Source organism: Pseudarthrobacter sp. RHLT3-21 (genome assembly GCF_059383495.1).
Window position 1 is genome coordinate 266472 of the sequence record NZ_JBWZCI010000003.1, and the last position, 16076, is coordinate 282547.

At 65.5% G+C, this 16076-nt stretch carries 17 protein-coding genes; 6 read left to right on the forward strand and 11 right to left on the reverse strand.

Going from position 1 to position 16076, the window contains the following annotated elements:
• Positions 1-93: 93 nt before the first annotated feature.
• The 3 genes from AC50YA_RS05475 to AC50YA_RS05485 are packed head-to-tail and all read right to left on the reverse strand — an operon-like array spanning position 94 to position 2794.
• On the reverse strand, positions 94-882 hold the full coding sequence (locus AC50YA_RS05475) for an amino acid ABC transporter ATP-binding protein (RefSeq protein ID WP_494981326.1): 789 nt from the start codon (positions 880-882) through the stop codon (positions 94-96).
• Entirely contained in the window at positions 879-1871 is a 993-nt protein-coding gene (locus tag AC50YA_RS05480) for an amino acid ABC transporter permease (RefSeq protein WP_494981327.1), read from the reverse strand. Before AC50YA_RS05480 ends, AC50YA_RS05475 begins: the two co-directional genes overlap by 4 nt.
• The gene (locus AC50YA_RS05485; protein ID WP_494981328.1) at positions 1868-2794 is read right to left on the reverse strand and encodes an ABC transporter substrate-binding protein; all 927 of its coding nucleotides are present in this window, start codon (positions 2792-2794) and stop codon (positions 1868-1870) included. The genes AC50YA_RS05480 and AC50YA_RS05485 overlap by 4 nt, the downstream gene beginning before the upstream one ends.
• Before the next feature lie 170 nt (positions 2795-2964).
• Between AC50YA_RS05485 and AC50YA_RS05490 the strand changes: the two genes are divergently transcribed.
• The 3 genes from AC50YA_RS05490 to ctlX all read left to right on the forward strand — a co-directional run bounded on the left by AC50YA_RS05490 (position 2965) and on the right by ctlX (position 5554).
• Positions 2965-3396: an Lrp/AsnC family transcriptional regulator gene (locus AC50YA_RS05490; protein WP_494981329.1), complete on the forward strand. Its 432-nt coding sequence runs from the start codon at positions 2965-2967 to the stop codon at positions 3394-3396.
• Positions 3397-3573: 177 nt separating this feature from the next.
• Complete coding sequence (gene ocd, locus AC50YA_RS05495) at positions 3574-4605, forward strand: ornithine cyclodeaminase (protein WP_494981330.1); 1032 nt, start codon at positions 3574-3576, stop codon at positions 4603-4605.
• A gap of 7 nt (positions 4606-4612) precedes the next feature.
• The gene (ctlX, locus tag AC50YA_RS05500; protein ID WP_494981331.1) at positions 4613-5554 is read left to right on the forward strand and encodes a citrulline utilization hydrolase CtlX; all 942 of its coding nucleotides are present in this window, start codon (positions 4613-4615) and stop codon (positions 5552-5554) included.
• Between the two features lie 8 nt (positions 5555-5562).
• Here the strand turns inward: ctlX and AC50YA_RS05505 are convergent, their stop codons facing one another.
• Together AC50YA_RS05505 and AC50YA_RS05510 are read right to left on the reverse strand one after the other, a co-directional pair.
• Positions 5563-6069 carry a MarR family winged helix-turn-helix transcriptional regulator gene (locus AC50YA_RS05505; protein WP_494981332.1) on the reverse strand — a complete coding sequence of 169 codons (507 nt, stop codon included), beginning with the start codon at positions 6067-6069 and terminating at the stop codon, positions 5563-5565.
• 3 nt (positions 6070-6072) lie between these two features.
• Positions 6073-7797: an AMP-binding protein gene (locus AC50YA_RS05510; RefSeq protein WP_494981333.1), complete on the reverse strand. Its 1725-nt coding sequence runs from the start codon at positions 7795-7797 to the stop codon at positions 6073-6075.
• 163 nt (positions 7798-7960) lie between these two features.
• Here AC50YA_RS05510 and AC50YA_RS05515 point away from each other — a divergent pair, with 163 nt between their 5' ends.
• Complete coding sequence (locus AC50YA_RS05515) at positions 7961-9094, forward strand: acyl-CoA dehydrogenase family protein (RefSeq protein WP_494981372.1); 1134 nt, start codon at positions 7961-7963, stop codon at positions 9092-9094.
• An 81-nt stretch (positions 9095-9175) separates the two neighbouring features.
• Here the strand turns inward: AC50YA_RS05515 and AC50YA_RS05520 are convergent, their stop codons facing one another.
• From AC50YA_RS05520 to AC50YA_RS05530, 3 genes are all read right to left on the reverse strand, one after another.
• Positions 9176-9379 carry a cold-shock protein gene (locus AC50YA_RS05520; protein ID WP_013599688.1) on the reverse strand — a complete coding sequence of 68 codons (204 nt, stop codon included), beginning with the start codon at positions 9377-9379 and terminating at the stop codon, positions 9176-9178.
• 226 nt (positions 9380-9605) lie between these two features.
• Complete coding sequence (locus tag AC50YA_RS05525; protein WP_494981334.1) at positions 9606-10232, reverse strand: response regulator; 627 nt, start codon at positions 10230-10232, stop codon at positions 9606-9608.
• The gene (locus AC50YA_RS05530; RefSeq protein ID WP_494981335.1) at positions 10229-11473 is read right to left on the reverse strand and encodes a sensor histidine kinase; all 1245 of its coding nucleotides are present in this window, start codon (positions 11471-11473) and stop codon (positions 10229-10231) included. Before AC50YA_RS05530 ends, AC50YA_RS05525 begins: the two co-directional genes overlap by 4 nt.
• Before the next feature lie 235 nt (positions 11474-11708).
• Here AC50YA_RS05530 and AC50YA_RS05535 point away from each other — a divergent pair, with 235 nt between their 5' ends.
• Together AC50YA_RS05535 and AC50YA_RS05540 are read left to right on the forward strand one after the other, a co-directional pair.
• Positions 11709-12302: a GlcG/HbpS family heme-binding protein gene (locus AC50YA_RS05535; RefSeq protein WP_494981336.1), complete on the forward strand. Its 594-nt coding sequence runs from the start codon at positions 11709-11711 to the stop codon at positions 12300-12302.
• 49 nt (positions 12303-12351) lie between these two features.
• Positions 12352-13095: an ankyrin repeat domain-containing protein gene (locus tag AC50YA_RS05540; protein ID WP_494981337.1), complete on the forward strand. Its 744-nt coding sequence runs from the start codon at positions 12352-12354 to the stop codon at positions 13093-13095.
• 143 nt (positions 13096-13238) lie between these two features.
• Here AC50YA_RS05540 and AC50YA_RS05545 read toward each other — a convergent pair whose 3' ends face one another.
• From AC50YA_RS05545 to AC50YA_RS05555, 3 genes are all read right to left on the reverse strand, one after another.
• The gene (locus tag AC50YA_RS05545) at positions 13239-14423 is read right to left on the reverse strand and encodes an acetyl-CoA acetyltransferase (protein ID WP_494981338.1); all 1185 of its coding nucleotides are present in this window, start codon (positions 14421-14423) and stop codon (positions 13239-13241) included.
• On the reverse strand, positions 14420-15130 hold the full coding sequence (locus AC50YA_RS05550) for a CoA transferase subunit B (protein ID WP_494981339.1): 711 nt from the start codon (positions 15128-15130) through the stop codon (positions 14420-14422). Before AC50YA_RS05550 ends, AC50YA_RS05545 begins: the two co-directional genes overlap by 4 nt.
• 80 nt (positions 15131-15210) lie before the next feature.
• On the reverse strand, positions 15211-15930 hold the full coding sequence (locus AC50YA_RS05555; RefSeq protein WP_494981340.1) for a CoA transferase subunit A: 720 nt from the start codon (positions 15928-15930) through the stop codon (positions 15211-15213).
• Positions 15931-16076 lie beyond the last annotated feature (146 nt).

Sequence of the window (16076 nt, forward strand, 5' to 3'; positions counted from 1 at the left end):
GACGGCCGGGCCGCGTTCCCGGCCAGACGGCGCTTGGTGTTTAACCTCGGCCGCCGACGTCGCCAGACGTTGCACTGGAGGCAGGCCCGGATCTCACAGGACCTTTGAAAGGAACTCCCGGGTCCGGGCGTGCTGGGGGTCGGCGATCAGCTGGCGCGGGTCGCCGCTTTCGACGACGACGCCGCCGTCCATGAAGGTCAGCGTGTCACCGACCTCCCGGGCGAAGCCGATCTCGTGGGTCACCACGATCATGGTCATGCCGGACTTGGCCAGGTCCTTCATCACGTTGAGGACATCACCCACCAGTTCGGGGTCGAGGGCGGAGGTGGGCTCGTCGAAAAGCATCAGTTCCGGGTCCATGGCCAGTGCACGGGCAATGGCCACGCGCTGCTGCTGGCCGCCCGAGAGCTGGGCGGGATAGTGATTGGCGTGGTTAGCCAGGCCGACCCTGTCCAGCAGCTCCATGGCCCTCGTCCTGGCCTTCACCTTGGACTGTCCTTTGACCTGGGTGGGTGCCTCGATGATGTTCTGCAGCGCGGTACGGTGGGCGAAGAGATTGAACTTCTGGAACACCATGCCGATGTCCCGCCGCTGCGCTGCTATCTCCTTGGTGGTGAGGTCATGGAGGCGCCCGCGGCTTTCGCGGAAGCCGATGAGGTCATCGCTGACGCGGATCCGCCCGGCGCTGATGGTCTCAAGCATGTTGATGCAGCGCAGCAGCGTGGACTTCCCGGACCCGGACGGCCCGATCAGCACTGAAACCTCACCTTGCCGGACCGTCATGTCAATGCCGCGGAGCACATGGTGGCTGCCAAAGTACTTATGGACCCCGTCAATCCGGACGAGGGCTTCCTTCGTCACGACGTCACTGGTGATGGTCACAGAACCTCATCCTCTTTCCGGGCTGCGTGGGGTGCGTGGGCTGCCGGGGCGGCGAGGGCGCTGGCGGGGGCTTGTAAGGGTTGGACTGGCGCGGGAGCGAGGTTGTCCACACCCTTGCCGAAGTGGCGTTCGATGTAGAACTGACCCACCATGAGAACGCTGGTGATAACGAGGTACCAGACAGCGGCGACGATCAGCAGGGGAATGGGCAGGTAGCTCCTGTTGGCGATTCCGTTGGTGGCGAACGTGAGATCCAGGGTGAAAGGCACTGCCAGGACCAGCGAGGTGGTCTTAAGCATTCCGATGGTTTCATTGCCGGTCGGGGGAACGATCACGCGCATGGCCTGGGGCAGGATAATGCGCCACATGATCTTGGACTTGCGCATGCCCAAAGCCTCGGCGGCTTCCATCTGGCCCGGGTCGACCGATTTCAGGCCCGCCCTGAAGATCTCGGCAAGGTACGCGGACTCGTTCAACCCCAGGCCGAGGACCGCCGCCACAAAGGCGGTGACCACATCCTGTGTGCTGAAGCTGAACAGCTCGGGCCCGAACGGAACGCCCACGGCGATCTTGGGATAGAGCACCGAAATGAGGCCCCAGAAGACGAGCTGGGTGTAGACCGGCGTTCCGCGGAAGAACCAGACCCAGGCCCAGCTCACGCCCCGGAACAGCGGGTTGTCGGACTGGCGCATGAAGGCGAGCAGCACGGCCAGCACAATGGCGATTATCATCGAGAGCACCGTGAGGAGCAGCGTCCAGCCGATGCCTTGGACCACCAGAACGTCCAGGAGGTACTTCCCCACAGTCTCCCAGCGGAAGTTGGCGTTGGTGAACACGCTCTGGGCCATGATGGCGGCGAAGAGCAGGATGATAGCGCCCGCGGCCCACCGGCCGGGGTGCCGGACCGGAACGGCGTTGATGAGTTCCGGTCCCCGGCGCCGTTGCCCGGGCGCGACGGTTGTGGTCTTGCCCGGCGTTAGTGTGCTCAACTGCCCACCACCGGGTTCACTTCAGACTTGGACACGGCGCCCTTGGAGTTGTTCCATTTGTCCAGGATTTTCCCGTAGGTGCCATCGTTGATGAGCTTGTTCATAACCTTGCCGATGAGTTCGGACAACGCAGTGTCCGACTTCGCAATGGCAATTCCCTGCGGTGCGGCGTCGTAGACTTCGCCCAGTGTCTGGAGTTTGTCCCCGGTCTGGGACAGGGCGTAACCGATGACCGGCGAGTCTGCGGCCATGGCGTCGATGCTGCCGTTGACCAGGCGCGTGGTGACGTCTGTCTGGTTCTTCAGCGTGACAATGTCGATAGCGGGTTTGCCCTCGGCGACGCACTTGCGGGAGCGGCCGGACACATCAGGATCCTCCTCTACGGTGCCGGTCTGGACTCCCACCTTCTTGCCGCAGATATCCTCCACCGCGAAGTTCTTCGGGTTGTCCTTGGCTACGGCCCACAGCACGCCTGCATTGAAATAGCTGACAAAATTCACGGTCTGGGCGCGCTCGGGGTTGATGGTGAACGAGGAGATCCCGAGATCGTACTTGGGGCCCAGTGCCGGCAGGATGCCGGTGAACTCCGCCGTCTCAACCTTGGTGCTCAGGCCGAGGGTCGCACCGATCGCTTTGGCGATGTCGACGTCATAGCCCTGCGGCGCCTGTCCATCGGCACCCAGGAATTCGGCGGGGGCGTAGGACGTGTCGGAGCCGACGGTCAGGGCGCCTTTTGCCTTCAGCTCGGGGGAAACCAACGCGGCCAGCGCTTCGTCCTTCTCGATTGCCGAGGGGTCGAAGCCGGCAGGCTCCGACAAGGAGCCTGCGGCGGTCTGCGAGGCGTTGGTGCAACCGGTGAGGGCCAGCGCGGCGGCTGCGACAACGGCAGCGAGCCTCAGCGACGGCATGAAGGAAGACGGCATCTTTTTACCCTTTGAACTAGGTGAGAGCGGAGTGGCGGCAGCGTTTCTTGTGTCCTGCGTCACCGCTGCGACAACACTACGGTTGGGTGATGTGCATCCTCAATGGTTAAAAAACCAACTTTTCATTGAAAAAACTCACAAAACGATGAATCCCGATATACATTATGACGATGACCCCCCTCACTGACCTTGATCGCAGGCTCCTCTCCGCCCTCCGTGAGGACGGCAGGGCCTCGGTGGCCAGCCTGGCCCGCAGACTCGATGTCGCCCGGGCCACGATCAACAGCCGGCTGGAGCGGCTGGTCGCGTCGGGGACCATCGTCGGCTTCACGGTCCGGGTGCGCGACGAGCTCGATCCTCTGGCGATCCACGCCATTGCCCTGATCGCCGTGGAGGGCAGGACTACGGACAGGGTCATCCGCCAGCTCAGGGGCTTTCCGGAAATCACGGCGCTGCACACCACCAACGGAGGCTGGGACCTGGTTGCAGAGCTCCGGACCGAGAGCCTCATCGGCTTCGACCAGGTCCTGGGGCGGATCCGGGGGGTCGACGGCATTGTCAACAGCGAGACGAGCCTCCTGCTCAGCTCGGTGCTGCGCTAGGGATCCGGGGATCCGGGGATGCGGGATCCAGACGACCCGGCGTACATAATGCGCAATACTTCTCGTCATTATGCTCAGATATTCAACAGAAAGCTTGCTGTTCGGCAATTGAGCCTGCATATCGCCGAACCCTAGAGTTGTGGCATCAGTGGATAACTAGAGAATTAGGGGGCGCAGATGACGCGCTTTGTCGATGTTCACAACATGGTGCGCTGGGCTGCAGGACGCGGTCCGGAGCACATCATTTCCGGAATGATCCAGTACCTTGAGGATGATTTCCGGCGCTGGGAATCGTTCGATAAGACGCCCCGGGTCGCCAGCCACACGCCGTTCGGCGTCATCGAGCTCATGCCCACGAGCGACCACGAGACCTATGGTTTCAAGTACGTCAACGGGCACCCGTCCAACCCCGCGCGTGGGTTCCAGACCGTGACGGCGTTTGGCGTCCTAGCCGACGTCCACAACGGCTACCCCACGTTCCTTACCGAGATGACGGTGCTGACGGCGCTGCGCACCGCGGCGACGTCCGGCATGGTGGCGAAAAAGCTGGCCCGTGCCGACTCGCGCGTCATGGCGATGATCGGCAGCGGAAGCCAGTCCGAGTTCCAGGCCCTCGCGTTCCGCAGCGCCCTGGGTATTTCCACGCTCCGGGTATGGGACACCGACCCCACCGCACTGGAGAAGTTCGTGGCCAACATGGCACCCCTGGGATTCGACATTACGATCGCCACGTCCGCAGCGGACGCGGTGCGCGGGGCCGATGTCATCACCACGTGCACCGCGGACAAGGCGAACGCCACCGTCCTCACGGCGGACCTGATTGAACCGGGCGTCCACCTCAACGCCATCGGCGGGGACTGCCCGGGGAAGACCGAGCTTGAACCGGCGATCCTCGGACTGGGCGACGTGTTCGTGGAGTACGCCCCCCAGACCCGCATCGAAGGGGAGATCCAGCACATGCCGGCCGGCTTTGGCGTGACGGAGTTCTGGCAGGTCCTGACGGACAGGGTGCCCGGGCGCACGGCGGCTGCGCAGATCACCATCTTCGACTCAGTCGGCTTTGCCATTGAGGATTTCTCGGCCCTGCGGTTCGTGCGCGACGCCGTCGACGGCACCGACTTCTTCGTCGAGATCGACCTCGTGGCAAGCCCGGAGGACCCGAAGAACCTGTTCGGCCTCGTGGGTGCCCTCTCTCCGGTTGGCTCCTGAGTCTCCGATGTCAGTTCAAGCCCCGTCCGCCGTCGTCCTCGTACGGCCGCACACCTTCATGCCCAACCCGGCGACGGCAGCGGACAATGCCTTCCAGATGTCGGCTCATTCCGTGGACCGGCGAACGCTTGCCGCGGCAGCCCGCAATGAGGTGACCGGGCTGGCCGAGGCGCTGGAAACAGCCGGCGTCACGGTGCACGTGTTCGAGGACTATGACGAAACCCGCCCGGACAGCGTGTTTCCCAACAACTGGCTCTCCACGCATGCGGGCGGCCACGTTGGGATATTCCCGATGTACGCCCCCAACCGCCGCCACGAACGCCGCAGCGACATTCTTGACTTCCTCAAGACCCATTACCGTGTGCAGGACGTTATCGACTACTCCGGGCTGGAAATGGACCGCGTGTTCCTGGAGGGAACGGGAGCAATGGTCCTGGACCACGGTGGCCGTGTGGCATACGCCGCACGCTCCCGCCGGGCCGATCCCGTCGCGCTGGAGCGGTTCTGCACGAACTTCGGCTATGAGCCCATGCTGTTCGACGCGGCCGACGCGGATGGCACCGCCGTCTACCACACGAATGTGATGATGTCCGTGGCGACGGAGTTCGCGATGGTCGGGCTGGGCCTGATCCCGTCGGCGGAGCGCCGGCGCGAGGTGGTGGAACGGCTTTCCGGCGGGGGACGGACGGTGATCGAGCTGAGCCACGACCAGATCCTCAATTTCGCAGGCAACGCGATCGAGCTCCAGGGCGGGGAGGGCCGCGTGCTGGCGCTGTCCGGGCGGGCCCTGGGGAGCCTGACGGCGGAACAGAAGGCCATCATAGAGAGCAGCTGTACCCTGCTGCCCGTCGATGTTCCCACCATCGAACTGGCCGGAGGCTCCGTGCGGTGCATGATCGCCGGAATCCACCTCGACCGCAGGCCCGTCCTCGCCGGCATCGGAGACTGAGCCGGTCTTCAGCCGGTGAAGTCCCCGGCATTCCGGCGGAAGGTGCCCAGGATGCGGATCAACTGGTCCACGCCGGCCGCGTCGAAACCTGACTGGCCAAACACCTCCGTATTGAGCACCGCCGTCGCGCGTTTGGCAACGATCCGCCCTTCCACGGTGAGCTCGATCAGGGTAGTGCGGCCGTCAGTAGGATGCGGCGAACGGGCCACCAGTCCCGAGCCTTCCAAACGGTCGACGGCGTTGGTCACCGAGGTGGGATGGACCTGGAGCAGGGCGCTCGCCTTGTTCATGGGCAGCGCGCCGCTGCGGGCGAAGCTGAGGAGCGCGAGCAGTTCGTAGCGGGCGAAGGTCAGCCCAAACGGTTTCAGGGCGCCCTCGATCCGGGCCAGCAGGATCTGCTGGGTGCGCATGATCGCGGTGATCGCGGCCATGGGAGCGGCGACGTCGGCCCAGCCGTGCTCTTCCCAGTTCCGTTGGGCGTCGGCGATGGGGTCCCGGGGCAGTGGCGCGGCCATCCCTCAGCCCTTCAGCCCCGGGAAATCCGCCTCGGAGTACTCCACTCCCAGGCCGTCGGGATGGGTGCCCCCGCCATGCCGGAGCTCTTCATGGTGCCGCAGTTCCACGCGGCGGATCTTGCCCGAGATGGTCTTGGGCAGTGCCGCGAATTCCAGCCGCCGGATCCGCTTGAACGGCGCCAGGTGTTCTCGGCAGTAGCGGAGGATGTCCTCCGCCAGTTCCGGCCCCGGCTCCAGTCCGGACACCAGGACAACGTAGGCCTTCGGGACGGAGAGCTTGAGCGCATCCGGCGACGGAACCACTGCCGCTTCGGCCACGGCCGGGTGCTCCAGCAGCACGCTCTCCAGTTCGAACGGCGAGAGCCGGTAGTCGGAGGATTTGAAGACGTCGTCGTCGCGGCCCACGTATGTGATGACGCCGCGCTTGTCCCGGCTGGCCATGTCGCCCGTGTGGTAATAACCGCCCCGGAACGCCTCGGCGGTCCGCTCCGCGTCCCCGTAGTAGCCCTTCATCAGCCCCACCGGCCGGGGGTCCAGGCGGAGGCAGAGCTCGCCGTCCTCGGCTTCTTCCCCGCTGTTCGGGTCCACCAGCACCACGTCGTAGCCGGGAAGCGGCCGCCCCATGGCGCCGATGGTGATCGGCTGGCTGGGCGTGTTGGCCACCTGGACAGTGGTTTCGGTCTGGCCGAAGCCGTCCCGGATGGTCTGGCCCCAGGCGCGCTGGACCTGTTCGATCACTTCGGCGTTCAAAGGCTCGCCCGCGGAGACCACCTTGGTGGGCGGGGTTTTCAGCACTTTCAGGTCCGCCTGGATCAGCATCCGCCAGACCGTGGGCGGGGCGCAGAAGCTGGTGACGCGCTCGCGGTCCATCTGCTCCATCAGGGCACGGGCGTCGAACCGTTCATAGTTGTAGACAAAAACGCAGGCCTCCGCGATCCACGGGGCGAAGAAATTGGACCACGCGTGTTTGCCCCAGCCCGGCGACGCCACATTCAGGTGGACATCACCAGGTTCCAGGCCAATCCAGTACATCGTGGAGAGGTGCCCCACCGGGTACGACGTGTGCGTGTGCTCCACCAGCTTGGCCTTCGATGTGGTTCCGGAGGTGAAGTACAGCAGCAGCGTCTCGTCCGCCTGGGTGGGGGCGTCGGCCGTGAAGTTGACTGCCGCCGTCGTCGATTCCGTGTACTGGAGGGCCTCTGCGTTGGCGGCTGCGCCGATCCCGCCGATTTCGATCAGGCGGTAATCGCCGGGAACGCCGGCAAACTTGCCGATGTTGGAACGCCCGACGGCGGCCCAGCCCGCCTCGCCGCGCTCCACGCGTTCGGCCAGGTCCTCCGGCCCCATCAGAGTGGTGGTGGGGATCAGGACAATGCCCAGCTTGATGCCGGCCAGCATCAGCTCCCAGAGCTCCACCTGGTTGCCCAGCATGATGATCATCCGGTCCCCGCGGCGCATTCCCTGGCTTCGCAGCCAGTTGGCCACCTGGTTGGAACGGGCGGCCAGGTCCGCGAAGCTCTGCCGGGTGGCCGAGCCGTCCTGCTCCACGATGACCAGGGCCGGATTGTTGGCCTTCTCAGGATCTGCGGCGATCTGATCGAACCAGTCGAGGGCAAAATTGAATTCCGTAAACCGCGGCCATTCGAACTCGCGTCCGGCTTGGTGGTAGTCGGTTCGGAGCGCCAGCATGCGGTCGCGTGCCTCGCGGAAGTCATCGGTGACTGACAAGGGGGACACCTTTCGTCCAGTGATGCGCATCACTAAAGATTCGTCCCTGTGCAATATACTAGGACATCCAAGGGTTTGGAAGACCGAAGGGATGTGAAGCGTGCAGCCACAAGGACGTGAGCGTGTTGTGACCGGCGCCCCGCCGTTTGCCGAGGCAGACCTGATGCACATCGTGGACCTCCTGCCCGCAGCGGAGCGCGTGCGCTATCTGGAAATCCGGGCGTTCCTGCAGTCCACCGTGCGGCAGGCATCCATTGACTACTGGAACCGCGAGGAATTCCCGTTCGGGTTACTGGCGGAACTGGGCAAGCGCGGGCTCGGCGCACTGCAGACGGACGGCACCTCGAAACTCTTCAAGGGCCTGATGTACGTCGAAGTGGCCAGGGCGGACGTTTCGCTGTCGGCCCTGGTGGGGATCCACAACGAACTGATCGTGGGGATGATCGATGCCCTCGGTTCCGAGGAACAGAAGCAGCGGTGGCTGCCTGGCCTGACAACCTTTACCCAGCTGGGCGCTTTCGCCCTGACCGAACCCGAGCACGGCTCGGACATCGCCGGCGGGCTGGAAACATCCGCGCGTCTGGAGGACGGCGAGTGGGTGATCAAGGGCGCCAAACGCTGGATCGGCTCCGGGACCATCGCGGACTTTGCCCTGGTGTGGGCGCGCGACGCAGCGGACGGGCACATCAAGGGCTTCATCGTGGAGACGGACCGCGCTGGCTACCGGGCAACCAAGATTGCCAACAAGATCGGCCTGCGGATCATGCAGAACGCGGACATCGTGCTGGACAACGTCAGGATTCCGGCGTCCAACATGCTGCCGGGCGCCACGGACTTCTCCAAAGCCAACGACCTCCTGCGGGATTCGCGCGCCTGGGTTGGCTGGCAGGGTGCCGGCATTCAGCTGGCCGCCTTCGACGTCGCCCGTTCCTACGCACTGGAACGCAGGCAATTCGGCAAGGAACTGGCATGCTTCCAGCTGGTCCAGCAGCAACTTGCGGAAATACTGGGCAACGCCACCGCGTCGCTGGCACTGATGGCCCAGCTCGCCCGGATCCAGACGGACGGCAAGCTGGAGATGGCCCAGGCGGCCATGGCAAAGTCCACATGCACCCGGCTGGCCCGTGCGTCAGTGGCGATGGGACGGTCGCTGCTGGGCGGCAACGGCATCAGCTCGGATTATGAAATGGGCAAGCTGTTTGGTGATGCCGAAATCCTCTATACCTATGAGGGCAGCTACGAAATCAATTCGCTGATTGTGGGCCGGGCCGTCACCGGAAAATCGGCCTTCGTCTAGAAATTCACGGGTAATAAACAACTTAACAAAAAACTGCCCTGTCCATGCTTTGCAGCACGGCCAGGGCAGTTGATCAGAACCTTAGAGCGGGCGAATGTTCTCTGCCTGCGGGCCCTTGGGACCTTGGGTCACATCGAATTCGACTTTCTGGTTCTCATCCAGCGAGCGGTAGCCGCTGCTGGCGATTGCCGAGTAGTGCGCGAAAACATCGGCGGATCCGTCGTCCGGAGCGATGAAGCCAAAGCCCTTTTCAGCGTTGAACCATTTAACTGTGCCTGTTGCCATTGCTAACTTCCTTTGTAACCCTTTTCTGGTCCTGCTCGGACGGCAGGCAGACGCGGAGTCTGTAGTCCGCTCTCTCAAACCTAGGGGGTGCGGGGTGGGCGTGCAATAGCTGCAGTCATCGAGTGTCACTGCTGTTACTGAAGTGGTACCCGGGAACCGGGCGCCCGAACCGCCGAAGTCAGCTGCCACCCGGCTCCGGGGATGTGTTTGCCTTGACTGCCCTCGGCTAGCGCATACCCTCCCGGCGGATGGCCGTTGCGATGGCAGCTGCGCGGGTTTCCACGCCGAGTTTGGCATAGATATGCGCCAGATGGGTCTTGACCGTGGCCTCGGAGATGAAGAGCCGCTGACCCAACTGCCGGTTGCTGAGCCCCTCGGTCAGGAGGCTCAGCAGCTCCGCCTCCCGGGGTGTCAGGACCTCGTCGGGATTGCGCAGCTGCTGGAAGAGCCGGGAGGCCACCGGGGCGCTCATCACGCTCTTCCCTTGAACTGCTCCGCGGATTGCGGCGAAGATTTCATCCGGGGCGGCGTCCTTGAGGAGATATCCCATGGCGCCAGCGTCCACCGCCCGGACAATGTCTGCGTCCGAATCGTACGTGGTGAACACCAGGATGGCCTGCCGGTTGTTGCGCTGCCTCAGCCGCCTGATGGCCTCGATTCCGTCCATTCCGGCGCCCATGGCCAGATCCATCACCACCACCGCAGGGGAGTGCTGTTCCACCAGTTCCAGGGCTTCCTCGCCGGAGGCGGCCTCGGCCACCACGTCAAAGTCAGGCTGGGTGCCCAGCAGTGCCTTGAGTCCGCTCCGGACCACCAGGTGGTCGTCCACCAGGAGGACGGTGATGCCGGTCATGCCTCGTCCCGGGTGGTGTGCTGCGCAGATGGCGCTGACTGCACCCGAGCCGGCACTTGTGCGGCCACGATGGTCCCTTCGCCGGGGGTGCTTTCAACCGAGAATACCCCGCCCAGTTGCTCCACGCGCTGTCGCATGGCCCGCAGCCCGTATCCTCCGGCGTCCGACGGCGGTGCTGCCGCAGAGGGATCAAAGCCCGTCCCGTCGTCGTAGATGTCAAGGGTGACCGAGTCAGGAAGGAACCCCAGCGTCAGGGTTGTGGTGCCGGCGTTTGCGTGCCGCTGGATGTTCGCGGCCGCACTCTGCGCCACCCGCAGCAGGGTGTGCCGGACTTCCGCCGGGACATCCCTCGGTTCGCCGGTGACCAGGAGCCGGGCGTGCGGGACGTACTGGGCGGCCGCCTGGCGCAGGGCCTCGGGGAGGGGCGACGCGTCGAGGCCCGGGGAGGCGAGCTCGTGGACCAGGCTGCGGGTCTCGGAGAGGCTCCGGCGCAGCAGCTGAGTAGCCTGGTTGAGGTCCTGCCGTGATTCCTGGCCGGGCCACGAACGGTCCGCGGCCTCCAGGAGCAGCAGGCTGCTGGCCAGGCCCTGCGTCACGGTGTCGTGGATCTCGCGCGAGACGCGCTCTCGTTCGGCGATGGTGCCGGCCCTGCGCTCGCTGGCCGCCAGCTGCCCCTGTGCCAGCGATACCTCGGCATGGAGACGGCGCTGCTCCGCGGCGTCGTGCTCGATCCGGTCATAGATCAGCGTCAGCATCACACCCACGGCGAGCGGCCCCAGCAGCATCGCGAGGTCCGTCCCGTCGCTGAGCCGGAACAGCCCGACGGCGGTGGCGGCCGCCGTCGCGCCCGCCGCCACGTAGCCCACGGCGCCAGTGAAGGCGGTGCGGCACAGGAAGAAAATCGCAAAGGAACACCAGGCAAAGCTGGGTGCGGCAATGACCAGCACAGCCCAGACGGCCACAAACACGAGCATCCAGACAGCCCACGGGCGTCTCTGCCGGGCCAATACAGCGATCACGGCATACAGGGCGCACACTGCTCCTGCCAGGCCAAGGACGAGAAGGTTGTCCGGAAGACTGTGCCGCATGACATAGCGGACGGACGACGCGACGAGCAGGACAGCGAAGCCCAGGTGGACGGCGGTGTCGATCCGGCCGAACCGGCCAGTTGCCGAGGCAGGTTCGGCGGGCCGGGCGGATCCGGTGGTCAGGGTTTCACGGGGAGTGGCAGGGGAGGGCATGGGGTCCGGTTCAGGTCAGGGGAGTTCCTCTCCCATGCTATTGCCCGCGCCGTTGCTGGTCTCTCAGCCTTTTGGCTGATGCTGCTGGCCTTCCGGGGGAGCGGGGCGCAGCCGAAGGCCCGATGTTTGTTCCGGCTGGCCTGGACAGGATGGATGGAGCCGATGCCCATCAGGGCATTCCGCCAACGTGAGCCCCATTCAGCCAACGTGGCTCCATCAACCCAAGGAGAACACCGTGAAGAAGTCCAACAAGATTGCAGCCGCTGCCGCCGCAGGAGCTTTGCTGCTGACCGGAGGGCTGACCGTTGCAGCCAATGCCGGTACCAACCAGGCGGGCGCCCCTGCCGCCGCCCCCGCCGTGGTACCCGCCGTTGATATCCCGCAGGCGCCGGAGACCGTCGTGGCGCAGAACCGCATCACCGTTGGCGCCTCGTCCGATGCCGTCCGGGCAGCCCTCGCGAAATGCCAGGCGGACAAGCTGCCGTTCGTCACGGTGGCCCTGGTGGACAGGTTCGGCACCGTCCAGGCGCTCCTGCGCGGGGACAACGCCGCCGAGCACACAATTCAGGCAGCGCAGCAGAAGGCCTACACCGCGGCCGCCTTCGGTGCGCCCACCAGTGAGCTGGCCAAACGCATCAACGGCAACGGGCCCAGCATTGCCGACCTCCCCGGCACCCTGTTCCTCGCCGGTGGCGTCCCGCTCAAGGTCAACGGTGTCTCCGTGGCAGGCATCGGCGTGGGCGGCGCCCCCGACGGCAATCTGGACGAGGCCTGCGCCACCGCCGGCGCCGAGGCCATTGCCGCTGCGGCTGCCAGCCCGGCCAAGTAGGCTCGGCTCCCTGCGGCGGTTCAGGACCTGGCACTTCAGGACTTGGCGGATGATGACCCGGCGCCGGTCGCGCGGGGCATCGGCCATGCTCATCGTGGCGGTTGCAGTGGCAGGTTCCCTGGCTGCGTGCCAGGGGAACCCGGGAGAGCCGCAGCGGCTGGAGTCGCCGCCGTCTTCCGTCCTGGCCAGCCCGGGCAGCCAGCCACCGTCCGGTTCTTCAGCACCAGCGGCTGCATCCCCGGTTGCCTCCACCGCATCGGACGCCACGAAGCCACCGGCCCTTTCGGCCGAAGCCCAGGCCCGGCTGGACCAGGAACTGATCGCCGCTGCGAAGACCAACAACGTGGCGCTGGTCGGCGAACTCATCGGCCGCGGCGGCAACGTGAACACCAAGGACGCCGTCCAGGATTCCGCGTTCCTCTATGCCGGGGCCGAGGGCTTCAATGAGGTCCTCCAGCTGACGTTGGGCGCAGGAGCGGACGTTGCCAGCATCAACCGTTACGGCGGGACGGCGCTGATTCCCGCCAGCGAGCACGGCCATGTGGAGACGGTCGGCATCCTCCTGGCAGCCGGGGTGCCAGTGAACCATGTGAACAACCTGGGCTGGACCGCCATGCAGGAGGCCATCCTGCTCAACGATGGTGGGCCCAGGCAGCAGGACGTGGTGCGCCAGCTCCTCGACGCCGGTGGAGACCCCAACGTCCGCGATCCTCAGGGGCGGACCGCCCTGGAGAACGCCGAACGGCTGGGCTTTGTGGAGATCGCCAACCTGATTCGCGGCCACGGCCAGTAGCCGGCCTGTGATTCTGTGGCCGGGGCTTCCGTCCTGACCGTCGCGGGGCACATTGGTGCGGACACGCCGACGTTTGGCCGGTGCCAGCGGAAAACGGCCTCAATGCAGCCCAGGACGGCGGTGCTTGCCCCGGCGCCCACCTCTCAGACGGCCTCGAGGACGCTGACGTAGTTGGCGATGCCTACGCCGCCCATGTTCTGGACGGCGGCGCGGCGCGGGTTGGCGAGCTGCATGTCGCCGGCGGTCCCGGTGAGCTGCATGGCGGCGATGACGTGCTGGGATACGCCTGTGGCGCCGACGGGGTGGCCCTTGGCCTTGAGTCCGCCGGAGACGTTGATGGGCATCTTTCCGTCCTTGAAAACCCACCCTTCCTGCAAAGCGCGGGCGCCCTGGCCGGGTTCGGTCAGTCCCATGGCCTCGTACATCAGCAGCTCGGCGATGGTGAAGCAGTCGTGGACCTCAGCGAAGTCCAGGTCAACAAGTCCGACGCCGGCCATCCCCAGCGCGCGCTGCCAGGACACCCGGGTGGCGGCGAAGGCGGTGGGGTCGCGCCGTTCGGCCGGAAAGAAGTCGTTCGCGTGGCCGAAACCGGCCAGCCTGACCGGCGTAGCGGCCCCGCCGGTTGGCGAGGTGCTGAGCACCACGGCGGCGGCGCCGTCGGACACGGGGGAGCAGTCGGTGCGGCGGAGGGGGTCGGCCACCATGGGGTTCTTGTCCGAGATGGTGCGGCAGAATTCCTCGCCGAGGTCCTTGCGGAGCTGGGCGTAGGGGTTATCCACGCCGTTGCGGTGGTTCTTGGCTGCGATGGTGCCCAGCACGTCGGAAACAGGTCCGTAGCGCTTTTCGTAGTGCTTGGCGACGTCCGCGAACAGGCCCGTAAAGCCGGTGGTGGACGTCTGGCCGGCCATGTCGTAGTCAGCGCCCAGCAGGGCGGCGCCAACAACGTCGGCGCCGGCGTGCGTCATCTTCTCGGCGCCGATCACCAGCACGGTCTTCGCCGTCCCGGCCAGCAGCGACTTCGTGCCCTGCTGGAACGCGGCCGACCCGGAGGCGCAGGCGTTCTCCACACGCGTGGCGGCGACGTTGGCCAGCTGGTCCGAGACCTGCAATGCCAGCGAGGACGGGAAAGCCAGCGGCATCATGCCGGAGTTGAACTGGCCCAGGTAGATTTCATCGATCTGGCCGGGCTCGATCCCGGCGTTGCTGATGGCCGCGGTGGCTACCTGGACGATCAGGGACTCGAGGGTCTCGTCGGTGAGTTTGCCGAACCTGCTGTGGCCCCATCCGGTGAGCAGGACATCCTTGCCGAACTGTTCCTTGAGGCTCATGCCGTGGCTCCTTCGAGGGTTGATTCGTTCAGTGCGGGCTCATTCAGGGCTGATTCCAGGGCGACGCTGAACTCTGCTTCGGTCTTTTCGCGGATTTCCTCCTCGGTGACCCCCGGCGCAAGGCGGGTCAGCGTGAGCTGCCGCCCGCCGGCGTCGTCCGCTTTGATCACATCAAAAACGGCGAGGTCGCTGATGATCCGGTCCACGCAGCGCAGGCCGGTGAGCGGCAGGGTGCACTCGGTGACGATCTTTGCGGTGCCGTCCTTGGCGTTGTGCTCGGTCAGGACCACCACGCGCGGTGTGCCGGCGACGAGGTCCATGGCGCCGCCCATGCCCTTGACCATTTTGCCCGGGATGGTCCAGTTGGCGAGGTCGCCGTTGCCGGAGACCTGCATAGCGCCCAGGATGGCGACCTTGACGTGGCCGCCGCGGATCATCCCGAAGGACGTGGCGGAGTCGAAGATGCTGCCGCCGGGCAGGACTGTGACGGTCTGCTTGCCGGCGTTGATGAGGTCGGCGTCTTCCTCGCCCTCATAGGGGAACGGGCCCATGCCGAGCAGGCCGTTTTCGCTCTGCAGGACCACGCGGACGCCGTCGGGCAGGTTGTTGGCCACCAGCGTGGGGATGCCGATGCCCAGGTTCACGTAGTCGCCGTCGTTCAGTTCCTCGGCCGCGATGGCAGCCATTTCATCCCTGGTCCAGGCCATGGGGTTCTTCTTGGGGTTCAAAAGTTTGCGGGGGTTTAAGTGTTCGTTCGCGCTGGGGTGGGGCAGACCGGGGTAGACGTTCAGGCGGGGATTGGTGCCGCTTCCCGGGAACGGACGGTGCGCTGTTCGATGTCCTTCACCCGGCCGCTCGCCTGGACCAGGTGCTGGACGTACACCCCCGGGGTGACGATGTGGTTCGGATCCAGTGCGCCCGGCTCCACGATGACTTCGGCTTCGGCGATGGTCACCCGGCCGGCGGTGGCCACTACCGGGTTGAAGTTCCGGGCCGTGTACCGGTAGATCAGGTTCCCCTCCGTGTCCGCGGTGTGCGCGTGGACCAGTGCGACGTCGGCGCGGATGGCGCGCTCCTGAACGTACGTTTCGCCGTCGAACTCTGCCAGCGGCTTGCCTTCCGCAACCAGCGTTCCCACGCCGGTCTTGGTGTAGAAGGCGGGGATGCCGGCGCCGCCGGCGCGGAGGCGCTCGGCCAGGGTGCCCTGCGGGGTGAACTCCACCTCAAGCAGGCCGGCGAGGTACTGCTCGGCGAAGAGTTTGTTCTCGCCGACATAGGATGCGATCACCTTGCGGACCAGGCCGGCTTCGATCAGCACGCCCAGGCCCTTGCCGTCCACGCCCATGTTGTTCGACACCACAGTCAGGTCGCGCACGCCGGAATCCCGCACTGCCTCGATGAGGTCCGCCGGGATGCCGCTCAGGCCAAATCCGCCGACGGCGAGCGTCACGCCGTCCTGGAGCACGTCCGCCAGGGTAGCGGCGGCGTTGGATTTAAGTTTGGACATTCCGTCTCCTCGTCATCGAGCGTGCAGAGCCATTCGGGTTATCCACTTTGTGGACATTGGGTCTAGAGAAGGAGCCTAGGGCGCCCGAGAAAGCTTGTCAACGGCGCAATTCTGCCAGCAAGGGAGATATCTCACAGCGTGGACGC